The 22,526-nt window shown below is 58.3% G+C and carries 21 protein-coding genes; 12 read left to right on the forward strand and 9 right to left on the reverse strand.

The genetic code is table 11. The annotated features are described in order from the left end of the window. Nucleotides 1-4: 4 nt before the first annotated feature. Nucleotides 5-445: a MarR family winged helix-turn-helix transcriptional regulator gene (locus tag ACR0K5_RS22120; RefSeq protein WP_480631708.1), complete on the forward strand. Its 441-nt coding sequence runs from the start codon at nucleotides 5-7 to the stop codon at nucleotides 443-445. Between the two features lie 395 nt (nucleotides 446-840). On the opposite strand, the gene ubiG is transcribed toward ACR0K5_RS22120, so the two are convergent. Continuing rightward, nucleotides 841-1,587: a bifunctional 2-polyprenyl-6-hydroxyphenol methylase/3-demethylubiquinol 3-O-methyltransferase UbiG gene (gene ubiG / locus ACR0K5_RS22125; RefSeq protein ID WP_480631709.1), complete on the reverse strand. Its 747-nt coding sequence runs from the start codon at nucleotides 1,585-1,587 to the stop codon at nucleotides 841-843. A gap of 48 nt (nucleotides 1,588-1,635) precedes the next feature. On the opposite strand from ubiG, the gene pip reads away from it, so the two are divergent. The 6 genes from pip (at nucleotide 1,636) to infB (ending at nucleotide 8,931) form a co-directional block, all read left to right on the forward strand. Further along, nucleotides 1,636-2,613, forward strand: a complete 978-nt coding sequence (gene pip, locus ACR0K5_RS22130) for a prolyl aminopeptidase (protein ID WP_480631710.1) — start codon at nucleotides 1,636-1,638, stop codon at nucleotides 2,611-2,613. Continuing rightward, on the forward strand, nucleotides 2,610-3,431 hold the full coding sequence (locus tag ACR0K5_RS22135) for an ABC transporter substrate-binding protein (RefSeq protein ID WP_480631711.1): 822 nt from the start codon (nucleotides 2,610-2,612) through the stop codon (nucleotides 3,429-3,431). The genes pip and ACR0K5_RS22135 overlap by 4 nt, the downstream gene beginning before the upstream one ends. Nucleotides 3,432-3,589: 158 nt before the next feature. Next, nucleotides 3,590-4,180 carry a ribosome maturation factor RimP gene (gene rimP / locus ACR0K5_RS22140; RefSeq protein ID WP_152459779.1) on the forward strand — a complete coding sequence of 197 codons (591 nt, stop codon included), beginning with the start codon at nucleotides 3,590-3,592 and terminating at the stop codon, nucleotides 4,178-4,180. Beyond that, entirely contained in the window at nucleotides 4,180-5,802 is a 1,623-nt protein-coding gene (gene nusA, locus ACR0K5_RS22145) for a transcription termination factor NusA (protein ID WP_480631712.1), read from the forward strand. The genes rimP and nusA overlap by 1 nt, the downstream gene beginning before the upstream one ends. 22 nt (nucleotides 5,803-5,824) lie before the next feature. After that, nucleotides 5,825-6,448 carry an RNA-binding protein gene (locus ACR0K5_RS22150; RefSeq protein WP_480631713.1) on the forward strand — a complete coding sequence of 208 codons (624 nt, stop codon included), beginning with the start codon at nucleotides 5,825-5,827 and terminating at the stop codon, nucleotides 6,446-6,448. 8 nt (nucleotides 6,449-6,456) lie between these two features. Beyond that, nucleotides 6,457-8,931 carry a translation initiation factor IF-2 gene (gene infB, locus ACR0K5_RS22155; protein WP_480631714.1) on the forward strand — a complete coding sequence of 825 codons (2,475 nt, stop codon included), beginning with the start codon at nucleotides 6,457-6,459 and terminating at the stop codon, nucleotides 8,929-8,931. Nucleotides 8,932-9,000: 69 nt separating this feature from the next. On the opposite strand, the gene ACR0K5_RS22160 is transcribed toward infB, so the two are convergent. The 6 genes from ACR0K5_RS22160 to ACR0K5_RS22185 all read right to left on the reverse strand — a co-directional run bounded on the left by ACR0K5_RS22160 (nucleotide 9,001) and on the right by ACR0K5_RS22185 (nucleotide 14,637). After that, nucleotides 9,001-9,828, reverse strand: coding sequence for an alpha/beta hydrolase (locus ACR0K5_RS22160; RefSeq protein ID WP_480631715.1), 828 nt, complete (start codon nucleotides 9,826-9,828; stop codon nucleotides 9,001-9,003). Nucleotides 9,829-9,831: 3 nt separating this feature from the next. Further along, nucleotides 9,832-10,716: a tryptophan 2,3-dioxygenase gene (locus ACR0K5_RS22165; RefSeq protein ID WP_480631716.1), complete on the reverse strand. Its 885-nt coding sequence runs from the start codon at nucleotides 10,714-10,716 to the stop codon at nucleotides 9,832-9,834. Between the two features lie 64 nt (nucleotides 10,717-10,780). Continuing rightward, nucleotides 10,781-11,809, reverse strand: a complete 1,029-nt coding sequence (tdh, locus tag ACR0K5_RS22170) for an L-threonine 3-dehydrogenase (protein WP_480631738.1) — start codon at nucleotides 11,807-11,809, stop codon at nucleotides 10,781-10,783. A gap of 19 nt (nucleotides 11,810-11,828) precedes the next feature. Continuing rightward, nucleotides 11,829-12,779, reverse strand: a complete 951-nt coding sequence (locus ACR0K5_RS22175) for a PLP-dependent cysteine synthase family protein (RefSeq protein WP_480631717.1) — start codon at nucleotides 12,777-12,779, stop codon at nucleotides 11,829-11,831. After that, the gene (locus ACR0K5_RS22180) at nucleotides 12,776-13,963 is read right to left on the reverse strand and encodes a glycine C-acetyltransferase (RefSeq protein WP_480631718.1); all 1,188 of its coding nucleotides are present in this window, start codon (nucleotides 13,961-13,963) and stop codon (nucleotides 12,776-12,778) included. The genes ACR0K5_RS22175 and ACR0K5_RS22180 overlap by 4 nt, the downstream gene beginning before the upstream one ends. Nucleotides 13,964-14,073: 110 nt before the next feature. Then, the gene (locus ACR0K5_RS22185; protein ID WP_480631719.1) at nucleotides 14,074-14,637 is read right to left on the reverse strand and encodes a helix-turn-helix domain-containing protein; all 564 of its coding nucleotides are present in this window, start codon (nucleotides 14,635-14,637) and stop codon (nucleotides 14,074-14,076) included. A gap of 116 nt (nucleotides 14,638-14,753) precedes the next feature. Between ACR0K5_RS22185 and ACR0K5_RS22190 the strand changes: the two genes are divergently transcribed. Continuing rightward, the gene (locus ACR0K5_RS22190) at nucleotides 14,754-15,929 is read left to right on the forward strand and encodes an acetyl-CoA C-acyltransferase family protein (protein ID WP_480631720.1); all 1,176 of its coding nucleotides are present in this window, start codon (nucleotides 14,754-14,756) and stop codon (nucleotides 15,927-15,929) included. Between the two features lie 97 nt (nucleotides 15,930-16,026). Here ACR0K5_RS22190 and ubiB read toward each other — a convergent pair whose 3' ends face one another. Together ubiB and ubiE are read right to left on the reverse strand one after the other, a co-directional pair. Continuing rightward, nucleotides 16,027-17,556 (reverse strand): 2-polyprenylphenol 6-hydroxylase, encoded by a 1,530-nt coding sequence (gene ubiB, locus ACR0K5_RS22195; protein WP_480631721.1) that lies wholly within the window; start codon nucleotides 17,554-17,556, stop codon nucleotides 16,027-16,029. A 3-nt stretch (nucleotides 17,557-17,559) separates the two neighbouring features. Next, nucleotides 17,560-18,312, reverse strand: coding sequence for a bifunctional demethylmenaquinone methyltransferase/2-methoxy-6-polyprenyl-1,4-benzoquinol methylase UbiE (gene ubiE / locus ACR0K5_RS22200; RefSeq protein ID WP_480631722.1), 753 nt, complete (start codon nucleotides 18,310-18,312; stop codon nucleotides 17,560-17,562). Nucleotides 18,313-18,398: 86 nt separating this feature from the next. On the opposite strand from ubiE, the gene mutM reads away from it, so the two are divergent. The 4 genes from mutM (at nucleotide 18,399) to dnaA (ending at nucleotide 22,522) form a co-directional block, all read left to right on the forward strand. Then, nucleotides 18,399-19,250, forward strand: coding sequence for a bifunctional DNA-formamidopyrimidine glycosylase/DNA-(apurinic or apyrimidinic site) lyase (gene mutM / locus ACR0K5_RS22205; RefSeq protein ID WP_480631723.1), 852 nt, complete (start codon nucleotides 18,399-18,401; stop codon nucleotides 19,248-19,250). Nucleotides 19,251-19,316: 66 nt separating this feature from the next. Beyond that, nucleotides 19,317-20,093 carry an enoyl-CoA hydratase gene (locus tag ACR0K5_RS22210; protein ID WP_480631724.1) on the forward strand — a complete coding sequence of 259 codons (777 nt, stop codon included), beginning with the start codon at nucleotides 19,317-19,319 and terminating at the stop codon, nucleotides 20,091-20,093. 223 nt (nucleotides 20,094-20,316) lie between these two features. Continuing rightward, nucleotides 20,317-20,580 (forward strand): 30S ribosomal protein S20, encoded by a 264-nt coding sequence (gene rpsT / locus ACR0K5_RS22215; RefSeq protein WP_480631725.1) that lies wholly within the window; start codon nucleotides 20,317-20,319, stop codon nucleotides 20,578-20,580. Between the two features lie 556 nt (nucleotides 20,581-21,136). Next, the gene (gene dnaA, locus ACR0K5_RS22220) at nucleotides 21,137-22,522 is read left to right on the forward strand and encodes a chromosomal replication initiator protein DnaA (protein WP_480631726.1); all 1,386 of its coding nucleotides are present in this window, start codon (nucleotides 21,137-21,139) and stop codon (nucleotides 22,520-22,522) included. Nucleotides 22,523-22,526 lie beyond the last annotated feature (4 nt).

The raw sequence follows: 22,526 nt of genomic DNA on the forward strand, positions 1-22,526 counted from the left end.
AACAATGACAGAAGACACCAATGCCCTTGCGGTCACGCTGTTCAGCGAGATCCTGACCGCAGATCAGTTGTTGCGGAACCGGCTGAGCCGGGTGCTGCCCAAGGGCATGGAAATTTCGCATTTCTCGGTGCTGAATCATCTGGCTTTTGTCGCCGACGAGCGCAGCCCGGCGCAACTGGCCAACACCTTCCATGTCACACGCGGCGCGATGACCAACACATTGGCCAAGTTGGAATGGGCCGGATACATCCACATCCGCCCCGACTGGGACGACGCCCGCCGCAAGATGGTCGCGATCAGCCCCGCCGGCCGTCGCGCGCGCGATCAGGCGATTTCCTCGATTGCCCCGCTGATCAACCGTGTCGTCGGAGAGCTGGGGCTGGAACGGGTGCGCAGCACCCTGCCCGTGCTGCGGGATTTGCGGTTGCAGTTGGAGGGGGAGTAGGGGCGGAAGGTATTACTCTGCGCCAGCACTGGGTTTTTGAGGGTGCGAGACGACTTTCTTTAGTCCTTAGGCTCATAACTGTTGCGAATAGGGCAACCCTTCACCTTCAGAAGAGAATAAACCCCAAAATTGCTCCATAGGAACTCGCACGCTAGGCACATCACCATAAACATTGGCTTCATTAACATAATGAGAATAGGCGCCAATACTAACCCGGAAATTGGCATTGGAACTCCAATGATCTCTTCAAGCGTAAGCATCAACACGCTAATCGCAACCAGCGCAATAACGATGCACGCTAAGCCCAACACGCTTCCAAAAAACGGGTTTCGATCATAGAGCGGAAGAAACCACTTGTTTGTCCAGTTACTCATCATTTTCATCATAATGCAGATTTATCTAGGCTTCACACTCGCCGTCACATAATTCACGCTCAAATCCCGGTCCGAGATCGACCAGCTCCACAGGATCGGATTGAACACGAATCCCTTTCGGTCCACCGGCTCCAGCCCAGCTTGGCGCAGCAGGTCGAACAGCTCATCGGGGGTGATGAACTTGTTCCATTCATGCGTACCGCGGGGTAGCCAGCGCATGACGACCTCGGCCCCGAAGATGGCCATCGCATAGGATTTCGGGTTGCGGTTGATCGTCGAACACACCTGCAATCCGCCGGGTTTCAACAATTGCTGCGTGGCGGCCAGATAGCCAAGCGGGTCGGCCACGTGCTCGACCACTTCCATGTTCAGTACCACGTCGAATTGCTCGCATGCGGCGGCCATGTCCTCGGCCGTGGTGTGGCGATAGTCGATGTCCAGCCCGGATTGTTCAGCGTGAATGCGTGCCACGGGCAGGTTGCCTTCAGCGGCGTCGGCACCCACGACTTCGGCCCCTAGGCGGGCCATCGGTTCACTCAGCAGCCCGCCGCCGCAGCCGATATCCAGCAGGCGCAGGCCCTCGAATGGCTTCGGGGATTTCAGGTCGCGATCAAATTCTCCGGCGATCTGCTGTGTGATATAGTCCAGCCGACACGGATTTAGCATGTGCAAAGGTTTGAATTTCCCATGCGGATCCCACCATTCCGCGGCCATCGCTTCGAATTTTGCGATCTCGGACGGGTCCACTGTGTTCGGATGCGCTTGCATTCCTGTCTCCGTGTGCTCTTTTACGCTTAAGGACTATATAGGGCCATAATGGACAAGTACCCGGACCAAAAGCGCGCAGTTCAATATCTGTACCCGCCGATCGATCCATTCGATCAGCGGATGGTCGATATGGGCGATGGGCACCGCATTTATGTGGAACAATGCGGCAATCCTGATGGAATTCCCGTTGTGATCCTGCACGGCGGTCCGGGTGGTGGCTGCAGCCCAGCAATGCGGCGTTATTTTGATCCGCAGGCATACAGGGTGATTCTGTTTGACCAGCGCGGATGTGGCAGATCGCGCCCTACGGCCTCGGTCGAAGACAACACGACGTGGCATCTGGTCGCTGATATCGAACGCCTGCGCAATCTGTTCGACATAGAAGAATGGATCGCTTTTGGCGGAAGCTGGGGGGCAACTCTGGCGTTGATCTATGCCCAGACCCATCCCGACCGGGTCAGCCGGTTGGTTTTGCGCGGTGTGTTTTTGGCGACTCAGGCCGAGCTGGACTGGTTTTATGGTGGCGGCGCCGGGCGGTTCTGGCCCGAGCAATGGCAAAAATTCACCTCACTGCTGCCCGAGGTTGAACTTGCGGATACCATTGCCGCCTATAACAAGCGCCTTTTCTCGGGCGACCGTGCGACGGAGATCCTTTACGCCCGTGCTTGGTCGCATTGGGAGAATGCGCTGGCCTCGATCCACACCAATGGATCCGTGGGTGAAAGCCCCGGCGAATACGCGCGCACCTTTGCGCGGCTCGAGAATCACTATTTCACCAACAGGGCGTTTCTGGAAACGGACGGACAGATTCTGGACCGGATGGATCGGATCGCGCATATTCCCGGCCACATCGTGCAAGGACGCTATGACATGATCTGTCCACCCCAGGCCGCGTGGTCGCTGGCCGAACGCTGGCCCAACACCGAGCTGAAGATGGTTCGTCAGGCGGGTCACGCCCTGTCAGAGCCTGGTATCAGCGCTGAACTGGTGCGAATCATGGATCGCGTGGCGGAGGGTTTGGCATGACCCGAATTGACCGCCGAGCTCTTTTTGCCTCTGGCGCCGCTGCTGCATTGCTGGCGGCAACGGGGGCCTCGTTGGCGGATACGCCGAAGGCCGGAGGTACGTTGCGGCTGGCGGTGCCGCGTGATGACAGTCTGGAACAGGTGGCCCGCGGGGCCGTGTTCGACACTCTGACCGAGATTGCACCCGACGGTACCTTGCGCGGCGAATTGGCGACTGGCTGGCAGGCCGATTCAGACGCGCGCGTCTGGCGATTTGACCTTCGCAGCGACGTAGCGTTCCACGATGGCGCGGCGCTAAATGTCGCCGACGTGGTTTCGATGCTGCGCGAGGTTGGTGAGGCCGAGGCGCTGACACCTGACTTGGTGCGGTTAGAACTGGCTGCGGCCAACCCGGGCCTACCCTTTCTGTTGGCCGACAGCCGTTTTGTCATCACGCGGGGCGAGCAGGGTGTGACGCCTCTGCACGCGGCCAATGGCACCGGCTGCTATTGTGTCGAACGGGCCGAGGATGATCGCCATTTCCTGGGCCGCAAGGTTGCCGGACATTACAAGGACGGCATCGCCGGGTGGGCTGACACGTTCGAGATCATTGTCATTCCCGATGCCCGCGTCCGGGCTGAGGCCCTGCGGGACGGTTATGTGGATGTAGCGGCCCTGCCCGAAAGCGATGATCTGAAGGGCCAGCGCGGTCTGCGCTATCACCCCAGCGAATCGGAAATGGCGCTGGCCGTGGCCCCGCATGTGGGGATGCCGCGCCAGATCGGGGCGCAGCGCGCATTGGACGACGGACGCATCGCCGAACGGTGGTGGATGGTGTAATTCCAATTGCCAATCCCGCCGGGGGTTGCAGACTCGGACCATCCTGCGTATATGCAGTTTCAACAGCGGCGTGTCGGGCTTCGGTCCGGGGCTCCACCGGAAAGTTCGACGGGCCGCGCGCCCGTTTTTTTGTGCCCGGCTGAAGGGTAGAGAACCTGATGACAAACGACCTTATTGCCAAAGCTGCCATTGACCGGCGACTGGCCGAGATCATCACCCCCGTGATCGAGGATCTGGGGTATGAGCTGGTCCGCATCCGCCTGATGAGCGGCAAGCAGACCACGCTGCAGATCATGGCTGACAAGCCCGATGGCGGTATCGAAGTGGACGATTGCGCCGAGATTTCCAATGCGGTCAGCGCCACGCTGGATGTCGAGGACCCGATCCTTGACGCCTATACGCTGGAGGTGTCCAGCCCCGGCATCGACCGCCCTCTGACCCGTCTCAAGGACTTCGAGACCTTCGAAGGCTATGAGGCCAAGATCGAGACCGCTGAACTGATCGACGGCCGCCGCCGTTTCAAAGGAGAACTGGCCGGGATCGAAGGGGATGAGGTTCTGATCAACATCCCTGAGGGCGATGAGACGATCACAATCGGTCTGCAATTCGACTGGCTGAGCGACGCCAAGCTGGTCCTGACCGATGATCTGATCAAGGAAATGCTGCGCCAGCGCAAAGACGCTGGTGCCCTGAACGAAAACGCTTTCGACGAGATTGAGACCGAAGGGTCCGAAGAGGAGACGAACTGATGGCAATCACCTCAGCCAACCAGCTGGAGCTGCTGCAGACCGCCGAGGCCGTGGCCCGCGAAAAGATGATCGACCCCGGTCTGGTTGTCGAAGCGATGGAAGAATCGCTCGCCCGTGCCGCCAAGAGCCGTTACGGCGCCGAGATGGACATCCGCGTGTCGATCGACCGTAAGACCGGCAAGGCGACCTTTACCCGCGTCCGCACCGTGGTCGAGGATGAAGAGCTGGAGAACTATCAGGCCGAGATGACCGTCGAGCAGGCGAAACAGTATATGGAATCGCCCGAAGTTGGTGACGTCTTTGTTGAAGAGGTTCCGCCAGTCGAAATGGGCCGGATCGCAGCGCAATCCGCCAAGCAGGTTATCTTGCAGAAGGTTCGCGAAGCCGAGCGGGATCGTCAGTATGAAGAATTCAAGGATCGCGCGGGCACCATTATCAACGGTGCCGTCAAGCGTGAGGAATTCGGCAATGTTATCGTCGATCTGGGCGGTGCCGAGGCCGTTCTGCGCCGCAACGACAAGATCGGCCGCGAAAGCTATCGCCCGAATGATCGTGTGCGTGCCTATATCAAGGAAGTCCGTCGCGAAGTGCGTGGCCACCAGATCTTCCTGTCGCGCACCGCGCCGGAATTCATGGCCGAGCTGTTCAAGATGGAAGTGCCGGAAATCTATGACGGCATCATCGAGGTCAAAGCCGTGGCCCGTGACCCCGGTTCGCGCGCCAAGATTGCCGTGATCTCGTATGACGGCTCGATCGACCCGGTTGGTGCCTGCGTTGGTATGCGCGGCAGCCGCGTGCAGGCCGTTGTGAACGAACTGCAGGGCGAGAAAATCGACATCATCCCGTGGAACGAAGACCAGCCGACCTTTCTGGTGAACGCGCTTCAACCCGCCGAAGTCTCCAAGGTGGTATTGGACGAAGAAGCTGGCAAGATCGAAGTCGTTGTGCCGGAAGAGCAGTTGTCGCTGGCAATCGGTCGCCGTGGCCAGAACGTGCGTTTGGCCAGCCAGCTGACCAATCTGGACATCGACATCATGACCGAAGCCGAAGAATCGGCCCGCCGTCAGAAAGAATTCGAAGCCCGCACCCAGCTGTTCATGGAAACACTGGATCTGGACGAGTTCTTTGCTCAGTTGCTGGTCTCTGAAGGGTTCACCAACCTCGAAGAGGTGGCCTATGTCGAGATAGAAGAATTGCTGGTGATCGATGGTGTTGACGAAGGCACCGCACAGGAACTGCAGACCCGCGCCCGTGAATATCTGGAGGCACAGGCCAAAGCTGCACTGGATGCCGCGCGTGCTCTGGGTGCCGAGGACAGCCTTATTGAATTTGAAGGCCTGACACCCCAGATGGTAGAGGCACTCGCCAAGGACGACGTGAAGACTTTGGAAGACTTCGCAACCTGCGCCGACTGGGAACTGGCCGGTGGCTGGACCACGGTCGACGGCGAACGCATCAAGGATGACGGTGTACTTGAACCTTTCGGCATCACGCTGGAAGAAGCGCAGGACATGGTCATGACCGCGCGTATCCTGCTGGGTTGGGTTGATCCGGCCGAGCTGGAGCAGGCGGAAGAAGACGTCGACGGCGATGCGGCAGAAGACGAGGAGGTCGAGGCCTGATCTCAGGTCTCGGGTGGCGCGTATGAGTCGCGGTGGCGTCCATAAGGATCGGTCTGAAGGGCCCGAGCGCAAGTGCATCGCCACAGGCGAAGTTCAGCCCAAATATGGGCTGATCCGTTTTGTGACGGGGCCGGACGGTCAGGTTTTCCCCGATGTCGCGGCGAAACTGCCGGGGCGTGGGGTCTATGTGGCGGCGGATCGCGCCGCTCTGGACAAGGCGGTTGGCAAGAAACTGTTTGCGCGGGGTTTCAAGGCACAGGTGACCGTGCCTCAGGACCTGACCGAAGAGGTCGAAAAACAGATTGCGCGTCGTGTGATTGAGTTGCTCAGTCTGGCGCGAAAATCCGGCGACGCGGTTGCCGGGTACGAAAAGGTCAAGACGTGGCTGGACCGGGAAGAGGCGCAGGTGCTGATTCAGGCCATTGATGGATCGGGGCGCGGCAAGTCCAAACTCAGTACGCCGCACTTTGGAAAATACATCGGTTGGCTGACGGCAGACGAATTAGGGCAGGCATTTGGGCGCCAAACGGTGATTCATGCGGCCTTGGCCTCTGGCGGACTCGCCAAACGTGTTGTAGAGGAAGCGCAGCGCCTGCGTGGCTTGCGCGAAACGGATGACGGCGGCAGGGGCCGCGCGGAAGGGTAAAGAGCTTTATGAGCGATAATGACGGCAAAAAGACATTGGGTCTTCGTGGCGGGGCACGCCCCGGAAATGTGAAACAGAGTTTCAGCCACGGACGCACCAAGAATGTCGTGGTGGAAACCAAACGCAAACGCGTGGTGGTCCCCAAGCCGGGCGCGGCAAAGCCGGGTGGCGGTGCTGCACCTTCGGGTGATCCGTCGCGTCGTCCTGCGGGTATTTCCGACGCGGAAATGGCGCGCCGCATGAAGGCGTTGCAAGCTGCCAAAGCGCGCGAGGCTGAAGAAGCCGCTGCTCGCGAGGCCGCTGAAAAGGCGCGCGAAGAAGAGCGTGCTCGCCGCCGAGCGGAACAGGAAGCCAAAGAACGCGAGCAACGCGAAGCGGAAGAGCGCGCGCGCCAGAAGGCCGAGGATGAAGAGCGCAAGCGCAAAGAGGCTGAAGAAGCCGCCAAGCGCGCTGCAGCGGCACCTGCACCCGAAGAGCCTAAAGCGGCCCGCAGCCCGGCGAGCAAACCTGCGCCTGCGGCTACACCGCGCAAACAGGACCGCGAACGCGAACAGCGCGGACGTGGTAAAGGGCGCGACGACAACCGTCGTTCCGGTAAGCTGACACTGGGTCAGGCGACCGGCGGGGAAGGCGGGCGTCAACGTTCGATGGCGGCGATGAAGCGCAAGCAGGAGCGTGCGCGTCAGAAAGCCATGGGCGGAACCGTTGAGCGGGAAAAGGTGATCCGCGACGTACAGCTGCCTGAGGCTATTGTGGTCTCGGAACTGGCCAACCGTATGGCCGAGCGTGTGGCTGACGTTGTCAAATCGCTGATGCAAATGGGCATGATGGTCACGCAGAACCAGACCATCGACGCCGATACCGCCGAGCTGATCATCGAAGAATTTGGCCACAAGGTCACTCGCGTATCCGATTCGGATGTTGAAGACGTCATTAAAGAGGTCGAAGACAGCGAAGACGATCTGCAGCCGCGTCCGCCGGTAATCACCATCATGGGTCACGTCGACCACGGCAAAACATCGCTTCTGGATGCGATCCGCGACGCGCGTGTTGTTGCTGGTGAGGCCGGTGGCATCACCCAGCATATCGGTGCCTATCAGGTAAAAACCGATGGCGGCACCACGCTGACCTTCCTGGATACGCCGGGCCACGCGGCCTTTACATCGATGCGTTCGCGCGGTGCTCAGGTCACGGATATCGTGGTTCTGGTTGTTGCTGCCGACGACGCGGTGATGCCGCAGACGATCGAGGCGATCAACCACGCCAAAGCGGCCGAAGTGCCGATGATCGTGGCGATCAACAAGGTCGACAAGCCGGATGCAAACCCGGACAAGGTACGCACCGATCTGCTGCAACACGAAGTGATCGTTGAGAAAATGTCGGGTGAGGTTCAGGACGTTGAAGTGTCCGCCATCACCGGTCAGGGTCTGGACGAACTGCTGGAAGCCATCGCGCTGCAGGCCGAGATTCTGGAACTGAAAGCCAACCCCGACCGCGCCGCCCAAGGTGCCGTGATCGAGGCACAGCTGGACGTGGGTCGTGGTCCTGTCGCAACGGTTCTGGTTCAGAACGGCACGTTGCGTCAGGGTGATATCTTCGTCGTGGGTGAGCAATACGGTAAGGTCCGTGCGCTGATCAACGACAAGGGTGACCGCGTTAAGGAAGCTGGTCCGTCGGTTCCGGTCGAGGTTCTGGGTCTGAACGGTACACCGGAAGCGGGCGACGTTCTGAACGTGACCGAGACCGAAGCGCAAGCCCGTGAGATTGCTGAATATCGCGAGCAGGCGGCCAAGGACAAGCGCGCGGCTGCGGGTGCTGCAACGACCCTCGAACAGCTGATGCAGAAGGCCAAGGAAGACGAAAACGTTACCGAGCTGCCGATTCTGATGAAAGCGGACGTGCAGGGTTCTGCTGAAGCCATCGTTCAGGCGATGGAAAAGATCGGCAACGAGGAGGTGCGCGTGCGCGTCCTGCACTCGGGTGTTGGCGCGATTACCGAGACGGATGTCGGCCTGGCCGAAGCATCAGGCGCGCCGATCTTTGGCTTTAACGTGCGTGCAAATGCGTCTGCGCGGAACACTGCGAACCAAAAGGGCGTCGAGATCCGGTACTACTCGGTGATCTATGACCTCGTGGACGACGTGAAAGCCGCCGCTTCGGGCCTGCTGAGCGCCGAGATCCGCGAAAAGTTCATCGGCTATGCCGAGATCCGCGAAGTCTTCAAGGTGACCGGCGTCGGCAAGGTTGCTGGCTGTCTGGTAACCGAAGGCGTGGCGCGTCGTTCGGCTGGCGTCCGCCTGCTGCGCGACAACGTTGTGATCCACGAAGGCACGCTGAAGACGCTGAAACGCTTCAAGGACGAAGTGGCCGAGGTTCAGTCGGGTCAGGAATGCGGTATGGCGTTCGAGAACTACGACGATATCCGCGCGGGCGATGTGATCGAAATCTTCGAGCGCGAAGAGGTCACGCGTACGCTGGACTGATCCCGCACAGGATGGAAATCAAAAAATCAGCGGCTCAGATCGGGCCGCTGTTTTCTTTTGTGGAACCGCCTATTTCGTCTGGTGTAAGAATGTGCCGGAATGCATGATGATGTCGAAATGATGCATTCCTTGCTCCAGGGCGAAGCTGACCGAGTGTCCGGCCTTGCGCAGCCGTTCAGCGTAGTCGCGGCTTTGACGAATGAACTCACTCGTGTCTCTTTCCCCCACTGATACATGATAGCGTGGCCCGGGCCGGGGCAGGTTGCGGATCGGTGACAGATCGTTCACCTCGACCGGAGTCAGGTGCAGCGGATCATTCACAGACGTCATACTGATGGGTTCCAGATCGTAGACGCCGCTGATCAGAAGCACATCGCGCACGCGCAGCCCGGCGCGGGCCAAAGCGCCGGCCGAGGTTGCCATGACCATGGTTGCCAGATGCGCACCGGCACTGTGCCCCGACAAGGTTATCCGGGACGGGTCGAACCCCAGTAGGTCGGCTTGTGAGGCAAGCCACAGAAGCGCGTCGCGGCATTCGTTGATCATCTGGTCCAGTCGCGCATCTGGGGCGAGCGTGTAGTTCAACGCAGCGAACGATTGTTCAGCTTCGATCAGCGCCGGGGCCATCATGGCTGATTCGCGTTGGCTGAGATCCTGCCAATAGCCACCGTGAATGAAGACATGCAACGCTGCGCCAGCCCCTTTGGCGGGAAAGAAATCCAGCACATGGGTCGGGCTGTCACCATAAATCAGGTTTTCCTGAACGGGCAACTCGGCACGGGCCTGCGCACTCAGCGCTTGATAACTGGCAAGATAGGGGGTCAGGTCACCACCAATCATCGCGCTTGGAGAGTACTCCCGCTCCAGTTCTTCTTGTGAAAATCCGCGGTAGAGCATGCCTTAGTCCTGCCCGCTGTACATCAATTCCGTCCGCACGTCATAAAGGTCATGGAAGAATCGCAACTCAAGTGCTTTCCGTAAAAAAGCCACTCCACTGGAACCGCCTGTACCGGGTTGCATTCCGATCACACGTTCAACTGCTGTGGCGTGGTCAAAGCGCCAGCGTTGAAACAGGCTTTCCACGTCCATGAGCTTTTCGGCCAATGCATAAAGATCCCAGTATTTCTCAGTATTACGAAATACTTCGACCCAGATCTGAACCACACGTGGATCGCCGGAATAGGGTTCGGAATAATCCCGTTCGACCAGATCCTTGGGAACATCGAACCCCTGTCGGGCCAGCATCTGCAGCACTTCGTCATACAGAGATGGTTTGGTCAGGGCGGCGGTCAGCATCTCCATCACCTCAGGATCATGCTCGTGCACTTTCAGGGTCGAGGCATCCTTGTTGCCAAGAATGAACTCGATCTGCCTGTACCCATAGCTCTGAAACCCGGAAGAGCTGCCCAGAGCATGCCGAAACGTCATATAGTCGGCGGGCGTCATGGTTAGCAGAGTTTCCCACGCCGCAATCAATTGTCGCTGGATTGCCTTGATGCGATCGAGGTTTTTCATGGCAGGGCCAAACTCGTCCTGTTGCAGGAACCGACGCACCTCGACCAGTTGGTGGTGCATCAGCTTTAGCCACAGTTCACTGACCTGATGAATGATGATGAACAGCATCTCGTCAGGTTGCGCCGGATCCTGAAACGTCTTTTGCAGGTTCAGCAGTGTCTTGAGTTGCAGGAAGTCGCCATAGCTTTTGCGATGTGTTTCGGCAAAATCGGTAACCAGGGTGTCTTCTATACCACGTTGCAACAGACGATTGTCTTTGTCCTCGCCCATCTCATGCCTCCCTTGTGCAAGTCTTGCACCTGTCTAGGGGCTGAGGTTGTAACTTTCCAGCGAGTTAGGTCCAATCCAACACAACCTTACCCGAGAGACCTGATTTCATTGCTGAAAATCCTTCAGCGAATTCATCAACCGCAAAGCGGTGCGTGATTACCCGGGACACATCCAAACCGTTTTGCAGCATGGCGATCATCTTGTACCACGTCTCGAACATCTCGCGCCCATAGACGCCTTTGATCGTGATCGCTTTGAAGACGATGCGTGACCAGTCGACCGGAGATTTGCCCGGAGGAATCCCCAGCAGTGCGATCTTTCCGCCCATCACCAGTGCCTCGACCATTTGGTCCAAGGCAGCTTGTGAGCCGGACATTTCAAGCCCGACGTCGAACCCTTCTTTCATCCCAAGATCGGCTATAACGTCCTGTAAATCTTCGGTGGACACATCGACAGTTCGAACCGAAGGAACCACATGTTCTGCCAGTTTCAGACGATCAGCATTGATGTCGGTGATGACCACATTACGAGCACCCGCGTGGCGAGCCACAGCGGCGGCCATGATGCCGATCGGACCCGCACCCGTGATCAAAACATCCTCACCCAACAAATCAAAGCTGAGGGCTGTGTGCACTGCATTGCCCAGCGGATCTAGGATGGCTCCGATCTCATCCGTGATATCGTCGGGCAAAGGGACAACATTGAAAGCGGGTAGTTTCAGGTATTCAGCAAATGCGCCCTGTTCATTCACTCCGATGCCCCGAGTACCGGGGTCCAGATGAAACTTGCCTGCGCGGCTCTGGCGGCTGTCCGTGCCGATCAGATGCCCTTCGCCCGAGCAGCGCTGACCGACCTCCAGTCCCGTCACATTGCGTCCGATCTCAACAATCTTCCCGGCAAACTCATGGCCGGTGATTGTTGGGACCGGAACGGTATGAGAGGCCCATTCGTCCCAGTTCCAGATATGGATGTCCGTGCCGCAGATCCCCGTCTTGTTAATGCGGATCAGCACTTCATCCGGGCCAATTTCAGGGACCGGGGCTCGCACCATCCACAGCCCCTCTTCGGGCCTGGACTTTTCCAGTGCTTTCATCGTGTTGGGTCGCATGCGTTTACTCCCACAAATCGGTCGAAAGATACTTCAGGCCGCTGTCACACATCACGATTGCGACGCATCCGCCTTCCTCGGGGCCGCGAAGCAGTTCAATCGCAGCGGCAAGGTTTGCACCCGCAGAATAGCCGGCGAATATCCCCTCGGTTCGGGCCAGAAGCCGGGTACAGTCTCTCGCGGCGTCTCCCGACACTGCAAGGTGCCCGGCCAATTGGGTATCCTTAAGATGCACCAGATCACCCATGGCGTAGCCGCCGCCCTGAATGGGGTGGTCCGGAGTCGAAACCGTCTCGCCGGCCAAGGCGCGTGCCCCCTTAGGTTCTACGGCATAGCACCGCACGCCGTGCCGGTTCAGATACTCTGCCGCGCCAGCCAGCGTTCCGCCAGATCCGGCAAAGTCGCAGAATGCAGTAACGGCGCCTTGGGATTGCGCCCAGATCTCTGGCCCGGTTCCAGTTTCATGGGCTTTAGGGTTTCCCGAATGACCAAACTGATCCGCACGAAATGCACTACGTTCTGCAGTGATACGTTTGGCCTCGACGTCGACCCGTTCAAGATCAGCCCCGGAGACTTCGCCGGGTTTGCTGCCAGGGGCTTGGGGCACAATCACAACTTCGGCCCCCAATGCCCGCATCATACGCGCGCGTTCGACCGAGTTTCCGGCGCTCATGACCGCCACGAAAGGATGCCCAAGAACACCGCAGACAATAGCCAGCCCGGTGCCCATATTGCCCGAGGTCAACTCAACCACCGTTTGACCCGGTGACAGTGTACCGTCTGCGCGCGCCGTTTCGACGATGGACTTTGCCGCGCGGTCCTTTTTCGAGAAACCTGGCAGCAAGTAGTCCAGCATGGCTACGATCCGCCCGTTCAACTTCAGCTGGGCACACACGCGCGACAGCTCAACCACTGGGGTGTCGCCGATCACGTCGATGACCGAAGGCAGGATCATTCGATAATCCCAAGCTCTTTGCCGACTTTGCCAAAAGCCGCCAAAGCGCGGTCCAGTTCATTCTTTGTCAGAGCCGCATTCATCTGTGTTCTGATCCGCGCTTGCCCTCGTGGGACAACCGGAAAGAAGAACCCCGAAACATAGACGCCTTCCTCAAACAGCCGAGAAGCCATTTCTTGCGCCAGTGTCGCCTCACCCAGCATCACCGGGATGATCGGGTGTTCACCGGGCAGCAGGTCAAAGCCCAGCTTTTCCAAACCGGCGCGCCAGTACTTGGCGTTTCCGAACAATTGCGCGCGCAGCATGTCGCCTTCTTCGACCAGACGGATCGCTTCCAGTCCGGCAGCGACGATGGAGGGCGGCAGCGAGTTTGAGAACAGATAGGGCCGCGCCCGCTGCCGCAGCAGGTCGATCACTGGCTGCGGCCCGGCGATATAACCGCCGATTGCCCCCCCAAGTGCCTTGCCCAAGGTTCCCGTCAGAATGTCGACATCTACATCGAAATAATCCGGTGTTCCTGCACCGTTCGGGCCCATGAAACCGGTGGCGTGACAGTCATCAACCATGACAATTGCATCGTACTTGTCGGCCAATTCGCGAATCTTCGGCAGGTTGGCCAGATAGCCATCCATCGAGAATACGCCATCGGTCGCGATCATGATGTGCCGCGCCCCGTCCTCACGCGCTTGTTTCAGCCAGGCTTCGAGGTCGTTCATGTCGTTGTTCAGATAGCGATAGCGCTTGGCCTTGCACAGTCGAACGCCGTCGATGATTGAGGCATGGTTCAAGCTATCCGAAATAATGGCGTCTTCCGGTCCCAGAAGAGGCTCAAACAGCCCGCCATTGGCATCGAAACAGGCGGCGAACAGGATGGCGTCATCCTTGTTCAGGAAATTGGCAAGACGCTGTTCCAATTCGCGATGTATGTCCTGCGTGCCGCAGATAAACCGGACCGACGCCATGCCAAAGCCTTTCGGACCCATCGCGTTCGTTGCGGCTTCGATCAGCGCGGGGTGATCAGCCAGACCCAGATAGTTGTTGGCGCAGAGGTTGATCACCTGTTCGCCGCCCACAGTAATTTCACCGCCTTGGGGCGAGGTGATCATTCGTTCGCGTTTATAAAGACCCTCAGCTTCGATCCGCGCGAGTGTGTCCGTGATATGGGACAGGAATGCATCTGCCATTGCGACCTCCGTTCAAATGAGTCGAACATCTAACATAGCGGATGAATTTCCCAAATAGGGGAATTACAATATGAAGGAAAAATTTCCGTGAAGGCGGAAATTTGCTGATATCAGGCGTTCTTTACGATCAGGAAAACCCGGGCCGGTCCTTTGGCACAGATGGAATGCGCAATGTCAGCAGCATATCGGGCGGTGTCTCCCTGGTTCAGCTCAGCCACGGCATTGCCCGAGGTGACTGTGACCGCGCCTTCCAGAACAGTGAGTTGTTCACGCGCGCCTCGGGCGTGAGGTTGGCTGTTCAATGCCCCGTCTTCGTCGAACTCAATATCATAAACTTCATGACCTCCGGCCTCTTCGGGCGGTGACAAGATGAGAATTCGGCAATTCTGCCCCATATTGTCGATACTGGGCACTTCGGAATTTCTGAGCACCTCGATCTGGTCAGTGGCCTTTGTGCCTTCCAAAAGACCAGCAAAATCCACCTGTAAGGCGCGTGTCAGGTTCCACAGGGTCGAGATCGTCGGGCTGCTTTCTCCACGTTCGATCTGACTGACCATGGACCGCGAAACGCCGCTGAGATTGGCGACTGCTTCCAAGGACAGGCCCTTGGCCCGCCGTGCCTCTTTCAAGCGGGCGGGTAAAAGGTTCAGGATATCGTCTGTGTTTTCCGTCATGACGGAATCCATGCGTGTTGCGTAATGTAATGTCAATTCCCCCTGTGACGGGACGTCTAGGGCGACAGTGTGATTCTGCGCGTGCATACTGTGGTCAAATTCAGGAGGAGTAGCTCATGAGCGATATCGTTATTCTCGACGGTGCCCGCACCGCGATTGGCACTTTTGGTGGTGCGCTGGCTTCAACCGCGCCGATTGATCTGGCCACTGTTGCAACGGAAGCGGCCCTTGAGCGCTCGGGTGTAGATGGCGCTCAGATCGGGCATGTGGTGTTCGGTCATGTGATCAACACTGAACCCCGTGACATGTACCTGTCGCGAGTTGCCGCTATGCAGGCGGGCGTTCCCAATGGCACGCCGGCGATGAACGTGAATCGTCTGTGCGGTTCGGGTGCTCAGGCGATAGTTTCGGCGGTGCAGTCGTTGATGCTCGGCGACGCTGAGTTTGCCGTCGCGGGCGGAGCAGAGAGTATGTCACGAAGCCCTTACATCGTCCCGCAGGCGCGTTGGGGCGCGAAGATGGGCGACGTCACCTCGCTGGACATGATGCTGGGCGCGCTGAACTGCCCCTTCGGCACAGGACATATGGGGGTGACGGCCGAAAACGTAGCGGATGAACATCAGATAAGCCGCGAACAGATGGATGAGTTCGCCATGGCCAGCCAGACACGTGCGGCTGCGGCGATCAAGGCTGGATACTTCGAAAGCCAGATCACGCCGGTTCAGGTCAAGGTCAAGCGGGACATGGTCGATTTCAAAGTCGACGAGCATCCAAAGGCGACGACCGCCGAAGCGTTGGCCGGTCTGCGTCCGGTTTTCAAAAAGGACGGGCGTGTGACGGCTGGGAATGCCTCGGGCATCAATGACGGGGCGGCGGCGATGGTGCTGGCGACAGCGGATGCGGCCGAAAGGGCCGGTTTGAAACCGAAGGCGCGCGTGATTGGTTATGCGCATGCAGGCGTGCGGCCAGAAGTCATGGGCATCGGCCCGGTTCCAGCAGTGCAAAACCTGTTGAAGAAGACGGGCCTGTCAGCGGAAGATTTCGACGTGATCGAAAGCAATGAAGCCTTCGCGGCGCAGGCTCTGGCCGTGAATCAGGAGCTTGGATTGGACGCGAGCAAGGTGAACCCCAACGGCGGTGCGATCGCGTTGGGTCATCCGGTTGGGGCCACGGGTGCGATCATTACGCTGAAAGCACTGTACGAGCTGGAACGTACTGGTGCGTCCAAAGGGTTGATCACCATGTGCATCGGGGGCGGTCAGGGGATTGCCATCGCCATCGAGCGGCTCTGACCCGGAAGTGGTACGGGGGGGCTGTCTGCCCCCCCATCGCGCCAGGGCGCGATTCCCCCCGAGGATATTTGTGGCCAGATGAAGCAGGCGGGTTGGTTCAGCTGAGCGCGTTGACCAGCAAGACCAGCGCTGCACCTGCTGCGGCGCCGATCGTGGCGGGCAGAAAAAGGGACCACAGGGTGGGTGTCTGCGGTTCGTCCCTCTGTGTCTGCGCGATCAGTGCGTTTTCGACCAGTGCCGGCAGACGCGGGCCGAAGCGAGCCAGAACCATGGCCGTTTTGCCGAAGTCCCGCAGGACCGCTCGGGGGCCGATGGACTGTTTGATGTAGTCTTCGACCACGGGGCGCGCAACTTCCCAGATGTTCATATGAGAATCCAATGAGCGTGCGACGCCTTCGACGACAACCATGGTGCGTTGCAGCAGGATCAACTCGGTTCGGGTTTCCATCCCGAACCGTTCAGTGACCTCGAACAGATAGCTCAGCAATCGGCCCATGGAAATATGCGTGGCGTCCATTCCGAAGATGGGCTCGCCCACTGCGCGCAGGGCGCGGGCAAACTCGTCTACGTCCTGATTGGCGGGAACGTAGCCGGCTTCGAAATGAACCTCGGCCACGCGTTTGTAGTCGCGGCGAATGAAGCCGAAAAGAATCTCGGCATAGACCCGGCGGGTGTACTCATCGATATGACCCATGATGCCGTAGTCATAGGCAATGATGTCTCCGTTCGCGGCCACCTTCAGGTTGCCCTGGTGCATGTCGGCGTGGAAATAGCCGTCGCGCAGGGCATGCAGAAGGAACAGGCGCAGGACACGTTCTGCCAGATCATTTCGGTTGTGGCCTGCGGCATCCAGCGCTTCGTTGTCACCCAGTGCAATACCGTCTGCCCAACTGAGCGTCATGACACGGCGCGCCGACAGGGACCACACAACGGGCGGCAGCCAGAAACCGGCGTCGTCCTTGGTGTTGGAGGCATATTCTGATGCGGCGGCGCTTTCCAGACGCAGGTCCAGTTCGCCGCGCACAACACCGTCGAAATGTTCGATCACATCCATCGGACGCAGTCGGCGCGCGCCCGGCGCAAACAAATCGACGATGCGGGCTGCGAAGTAGAACGCATCCACATCCTTGCGGAAGGCACGTTCGATGTTGGGACGCAGGACCTTGACGGCCACGTCTTCTCCGGAACTGGCCAGCTTGGCCTTGTGGACCTGAGCGATTGAGGCAGCAGCGATGGGTTCGCTGAAATCGCTGAACATCTCTGAGATCGGTTGGCCAAGCTCTTTCTCGACCTCGGCCATGGCCTCGGCTTTAGAGAAAGGGGGCAGCTTGTCTTGCAGAACGCGCAGTTGCTCTGCCAGTTCATTTCCGACGACGTCGGGACGGGTCGAAAGCACTTGCCCGAATTTAATATAGGCAGGACCCAGTGCCGTCAGTGCTCGGGTGGCGGGCGGCATGTCGGGGTCGCCTTTGTAGCCAAGCCATTGAAAGGGCTTGCCTAATGCGTGGGCCAGAATGCGAACCGCGCGCGGAGCTTCGAACGCATCCAGCACCACATTCATGGCGCCTGTGCGCTCGAGCGTGGCGCCTGTACGGATCAGGCGGATGATATTATGAGGGCCGCGCATGTGTCAGATTTTCCAGCCGGAATGCAGCGCAGCGATTCCCATGCTCAGGTTGCGGTATTTGGCATTTTCGAAGCCTGCGGTGCGAACCATGTTCAGAAATGTCTCCTGATCGGGAAACTTTCGGATCGATTCGACCAGGTACTGATAGCTGTCATAGTCATTGGCGATCAGTTTCCCCATACGCGGGATGACATTGAAGCTGTAAAGGTCATACAGTTTCTGCAGCCCGTCACTGGGCAGCTGACTGAATTCCAGAACCATCAGGCGGCCCCCGGGTTTCAGCACACGATACGCCTCGTTCAGAGCATCTTGCGGGCGGGTGACGTTCCGAATGCCGAATGAGATCGTATAGACGTCAAATGTATTGTCTTCGAACGGCAGGGCCATGGCATCGCCTACGACCCAGTTCAGACTGTCCGACATCTGATCGGCCTCGGCGCGCTGCCGGCCTTCAACCAGCATCGGCTCGGTCAGGTCCAGCACGGTCGCGTGGCCATAGCCTGCGCGTTTGAGGAACCGGAATGAGATGTCACCGGTGCCGCCCGCCACATCCAGCAGACGTTGACCGGGGCGTGGGGCCAGCCAGTCCATCATCGCGTCTTTCCAGACTCGGTGGATGCCCATCGACATGACATCGTTCATCACGTCATATTTCGAGGCAACCGAGTTGAACACGCCCTGCACGCGCCCGGCCTTGTCGGCCTCGCGCACGGTTTCGAACCCGAAATGAGTGGTCTTGTCGCTGTTGTCGGACATTTGCCTTGCCGTTTGTCGAATTTCGCCTCTGTTATAGGGCCAAGAGAGGCGGGCACAATGCGGCCCTTTGAATTAGGAGCCGTGTAATGCCCGAATTACCTGAGGTCGAGACAGTAAGACGCGGTCTGAGCCCTGCAATGGAAGGGATTGTGATCGAACGGGCAGACGTGAATCGCCCCGATCTGCGCTGGCCGTTCCCCGAGCGCATGGCAGAACGGCTGACCGGGCAGCGGGTGGATCGCCTGCGGCGGCGGTCGAAGTACATCCTGGCGGATCTCAGCAGCGGTGAGACACTGTTGATCCATCTGGGTATGTCGGGGCGGATGACAGTGTCGGGAGATCCCTTGGGCCAGTTCGTGCATGAACATCCTGCCGCGCAAAAGCATGATCATGTGGTCTTTCATATGGCCAACGGGGCGCGCATCACCTTCAATGATCCGCGCCGGTTTGGTGCGATGGACCTGTTGCAAACCGTCACTGCTGAAGATCACAAGCTGCTGTCGGTTCTGGGGCCCGAACCATTGGGCAACGATTTTCATGACCAACATCTGATCGACGCGTTCAAAGGCAAGAACACTCCGGTCAAATCAGCCCTGCTGGATCAGGGAATCGTTGCCGGTTTGGGCAATATCTATGTTTGCGAGGCTCTTTATCGCGGCCGAGTGTCGCCACGTCGCAAAGCCGGTCAGATTTCTGCACCCCGCGTTGCGGCGCTTGTTCCGATCATCCGGCAGGTGTTGCAGGACGCCATCGAAGCCGGGGGTTCCTCCCTGCGGGATTTCCGCCAAGCCGATGGAGAGCTTGGATATTTTCAGCACAGATTTGATGTCTACGGTCGCGAGGGCGAGGCATGCCGAACCGAAGGATGCGGCGCGCCGATCAAGAGAATCACCCAGTCCGGTCGCTCATCCTTCTATTGTGCGCAATGCCAAAGATAACTTGATCCAAGTTTTTCGCGTGGTAAGGAATCGTACCTGAACGGAACAACCGGAAGCTTTCACCTCATGGCTTTTGAGACGATCATCGTCGAAATCGAAGACCACGTCGCTCTTATCAAACTCAACCGACCGGACGCGTTGAACGCGCTGAACACTCAGTTGCTGGGTGAGCTTTGCACCGCGCTGGAAGATGCGGACAGCAATGACAAGGTGCGGTGCATCGTGATCACCGGATCGGACAAAGCCTTCGCGGCTGGCGCGGACATCAAGGAAATGTCCGAGATGAGTTTTGTCGACGTTTACAACGTCAACCTCTTTGCCGACGCGAACGATCGTGTCACCGCAATCCGCAAGCCAATCATCGCAGCTGTTGCAGGCTATGCATTGGGGGGCGGGTGTGAACTTGCCATGCTGTGCGATTTCATCATCGCGGCGGACACCGCCAAGTTTGGCCAGCCCGAGATCAATTTGGGCGTTATTGCCGGTCTGGGTGGAAGTCAGCGTCTGACGCGGTTTGTCGGCAAATCCAAATCGATGGACATGAACCTGACAGGGCGATTCATGGATGCGGACGAAGCTGAACGTGCGGGCCTTGTCAGCCGCGTTGTACCCGCCAAGAAACTGATCGAAGAAGCTGTAGGTGCGGCGCAGAAAATTGCTGAAAAATCACAGCTGACCGCACTGGCCGCGAAAGAAGCGGTGAATCGCAGCTACGAGCTTCCGCTAAGCGAAGGTATGTTGTTCGAACGCCGTGTCTTCCATTCGATGTTCGCAACCGAAGATCAGAAAGAAGGCATGGCAGCGTTCCTGGAAAAGCGCACAGCGCAATTCCGCGACAAGTAACGCGCAGGGCCTCTAAGCTGGGTGGGCCTAAGCCCGCCCCTTTATTCCCGGCCATGGTTCGAAGAATCGACTTGGCAAACCCTGTAAACTTGGCTAAAGACCGCCGCTATACATGCGCGTGCGGCCCGCCTGGCCCGACTCACACTCGTGATTTCTGATCCGGTGCGGATATGTCCGTGGCGCGCAACACAAGATAACCGTACCGAACGAAGGTCAGAATCACATGGCTAACTCGCCTCAGGCAAAAAAACGCGCTCGTCAGAATGACAAGCGTTTCGCAATCAACAAAGCGCGTCGTTCGCGCATCCGCACCTATCTGCGTAAAGTCGAAGAAGCAATCGCGTCCGGCGATAAGGACGCAGCGACCGCAGCTCTGCGTGCAGCTCAGCCCGAGCTGATGCGCGGCGTTACCAAAGGTGTTTTCCACAAGAACACTGCGGCCCGCAAAATGTCGCGCCTGTCCTCGCGCGTCAAAGCGCTGGGCTAAGCTTCTGGGTGACCCTAGGTCACGTCAGAATGGCTGAACTATTCTGAAAGGCGTCGCACAATGCGGCGCCTTTTTTCGTGTTGCCAGAAAACCGCGCCTTCACGAAACCGAGAGATTCTTTCGGCCAAAGAACCGAGTCAATAACAGAGTTTCATTGCCGCGCCCCGCTTCGAATTGCTACCACTGATGTCAGCGATTCACTCGCTTGGGGGGACAGGCTGTTTACCCGATCGAACTGACGGGCATCAGAACGATCTGGGGACAATTGTCGACGACTGGCATGAGCCAGGCTGCCGATCTGCCGTGATTTCCGGGTTTTACCCGGTAATCTCGGCCCTGTCTAAAAATTGAGATTGCGACGTGCAACCCGCTTAACGGGGCGCTCAGATATTGCTGAGCGTCAAGCCAGAGGTTGTACAAGCTTTCCGGGACAGTCCCGCCAAGCCGTCAGGTTTGGTGATGGGACACCTTTGGGCGCGTGAATACATGACCGGAAAACCGGCTTCGTATGAATAAGGCCGACAGGCCAATAAGAATGGGATGCGTGAGGCGCTGAATGACACAAGAGAAATGGGGACTACTACGCAACAAATTGCTAAAGGCCATCGGTCGGAACAATTACACGACCTGGATCGAGCCTTTGGAATTTAAAGAGCTTCAGGATGGCGTGGCGGTTTTCTCCGTGCCGACCAATTTTATGGGCAATTACGTTAGTCAGAATTTTGCTGACCTCATATTGTACGAACTGAATACCGCAGGTGAAACTGTGCGGCGCCTGGATTTCCGCGTTGCCGCAAACTCGCCTGTGCGTCCGAAGACTGCAGCAACAGCAGCACCTGAAGCGCAGCCTGAACCTGTCACCGCGCCTGTCGTGGATACAGCACAGGACGCATTGGAGTCGCTGCAGGCTGCGCCGTTGGATTCCCGCTTTACCTTTGACAGTTTTGTAGTCGGCAAACCCAATGAACTGGCCCACGCTGCTGCGCGTCGTGTGTCCGAAGGTGGCCCGGTGACCTTTAACCCGCTGGTTCTGTATGGTGGCGTAGGCTTGGGTAAAACCCACCTGATGCACGCCATCGCATGGGAGCTGAAAACCAAACATCCTGAACTGAACGTTCTGTACCTTTCAGCGGAACAGTTCATGTACCGGTTCGTGCAAGCCCTGCGCGAGCGTCGGATGATGGACTTTAAACACCTGTTCCGCTCGGTAGACGTTTTGATGGTTGATGATGTGCAGTTCATCGCTGGCAAGGATTCTACACAGGAAGAGTTTTTCCACACGTTCAACGCACTGGTGGATCAGAACAAACAGATCATCATTTCGGCCGACCGCGCCCCGGGCGAGATCAAGGATCTGGAAGATCGGGTAAAATCCCGCCTGCAATGTGGTCTGGTGGTCGACCTGCACCCGACCGACTACGAACTGCGTCTTGGCATTCTTCAAAACAAGGTGCAGCAATACAGCTCGACCTATCCTGACTTGACCATTGCTGACGGTGTCCTGGAGTTTCTGGCCCATCGTATCTCGACCAATGTGCGCGTGCTCGAAGGCGCGTTGACCCGCCTGTTCGCTTTCGCGTCGCTGGTTGGCCGCGAGATCGACATGGAACTGACGCAGGATTGTCTGGCCGATGTTCTGCGCGCGTCCGAGCGCAAGATCACGGTCGAAGAGATTCAGCGCAAGGTTTCGGATTACTACAACATCCGCCTGTCCGACATCATCGGACCCAAGCGACTGCGTTCCTACGCGCGTCCGCGTCAGGTGGCGATGTATCTGTGCAAGCAATTGACCAGCCGGTCCCTGCCTGAGATTGGCCGCCGTTTTGGTGGGCGCGACCACACAACCGTCATGCACGGCGTGAAGCGCATTGAAGAGCTGAAGCTGACCGATGGTCAGATCGCCGAGGATGTGGAAATGCTGCGCCGGTCACTCGAAGCCTGATTTG

This window comes from Ruegeria sp. AB9, assembly GCF_056542585.1.

What these genes read in the sequence shown, in the direction of transcription:
- ACR0K5_RS22120 (WP_480631708.1), top strand. Translation starts at nt 5, where the DNA reads ATGACAGAAGACACCAATGCCCTTGCGGTCACGCTGTTCAGCGAGATC.
- ubiG (WP_480631709.1), bottom strand. Translation starts at nt 1,587, where the DNA reads ATGCAAGCGCATCCGAACACAGTGGACCCGTCCGAGATCGCAAAATTC.
- pip (WP_480631710.1), top strand. Translation starts at nt 1,636, where the DNA reads ATGGACAAGTACCCGGACCAAAAGCGCGCAGTTCAATATCTGTACCCG.
- ACR0K5_RS22135 (WP_480631711.1), top strand. Translation starts at nt 2,610, where the DNA reads ATGACCCGAATTGACCGCCGAGCTCTTTTTGCCTCTGGCGCCGCTGCT.
- rimP (WP_152459779.1), top strand. Translation starts at nt 3,590, where the DNA reads ATGACAAACGACCTTATTGCCAAAGCTGCCATTGACCGGCGACTGGCC.
- nusA (WP_480631712.1), top strand. Translation starts at nt 4,180, where the DNA reads ATGGCAATCACCTCAGCCAACCAGCTGGAGCTGCTGCAGACCGCCGAG.
- ACR0K5_RS22150 (WP_480631713.1), top strand. Translation starts at nt 5,825, where the DNA reads ATGAGTCGCGGTGGCGTCCATAAGGATCGGTCTGAAGGGCCCGAGCGC.
- infB (WP_480631714.1), top strand. Translation starts at nt 6,457, where the DNA reads ATGAGCGATAATGACGGCAAAAAGACATTGGGTCTTCGTGGCGGGGCA.
- ACR0K5_RS22160 (WP_480631715.1), bottom strand. Translation starts at nt 9,828, where the DNA reads ATGCTCTACCGCGGATTTTCACAAGAAGAACTGGAGCGGGAGTACTCT.
- ACR0K5_RS22165 (WP_480631716.1), bottom strand. Translation starts at nt 10,716, where the DNA reads ATGGGCGAGGACAAAGACAATCGTCTGTTGCAACGTGGTATAGAAGAC.
- tdh (WP_480631738.1), bottom strand. Translation starts at nt 11,809, where the DNA reads ATGAAAGCACTGGAAAAGTCCAGGCCCGAAGAGGGGCTGTGGATGGTG.
- ACR0K5_RS22175 (WP_480631717.1), bottom strand. Translation starts at nt 12,779, where the DNA reads ATGATCCTGCCTTCGGTCATCGACGTGATCGGCGACACCCCAGTGGTT.
- ACR0K5_RS22180 (WP_480631718.1), bottom strand. Translation starts at nt 13,963, where the DNA reads ATGGCAGATGCATTCCTGTCCCATATCACGGACACACTCGCGCGGATC.
- ACR0K5_RS22185 (WP_480631719.1), bottom strand. Translation starts at nt 14,637, where the DNA reads ATGACGGAAAACACAGACGATATCCTGAACCTTTTACCCGCCCGCTTG.
- ACR0K5_RS22190 (WP_480631720.1), top strand. Translation starts at nt 14,754, where the DNA reads ATGAGCGATATCGTTATTCTCGACGGTGCCCGCACCGCGATTGGCACT.
- ubiB (WP_480631721.1), bottom strand. Translation starts at nt 17,556, where the DNA reads ATGCGCGGCCCTCATAATATCATCCGCCTGATCCGTACAGGCGCCACG.
- ubiE (WP_480631722.1), bottom strand. Translation starts at nt 18,312, where the DNA reads ATGTCCGACAACAGCGACAAGACCACTCATTTCGGGTTCGAAACCGTG.
- mutM (WP_480631723.1), top strand. Translation starts at nt 18,399, where the DNA reads ATGCCCGAATTACCTGAGGTCGAGACAGTAAGACGCGGTCTGAGCCCT.
- ACR0K5_RS22210 (WP_480631724.1), top strand. Translation starts at nt 19,317, where the DNA reads ATGGCTTTTGAGACGATCATCGTCGAAATCGAAGACCACGTCGCTCTT.
- rpsT (WP_480631725.1), top strand. Translation starts at nt 20,317, where the DNA reads ATGGCTAACTCGCCTCAGGCAAAAAAACGCGCTCGTCAGAATGACAAG.
- dnaA (WP_480631726.1), top strand. Translation starts at nt 21,137, where the DNA reads ATGACACAAGAGAAATGGGGACTACTACGCAACAAATTGCTAAAGGCC.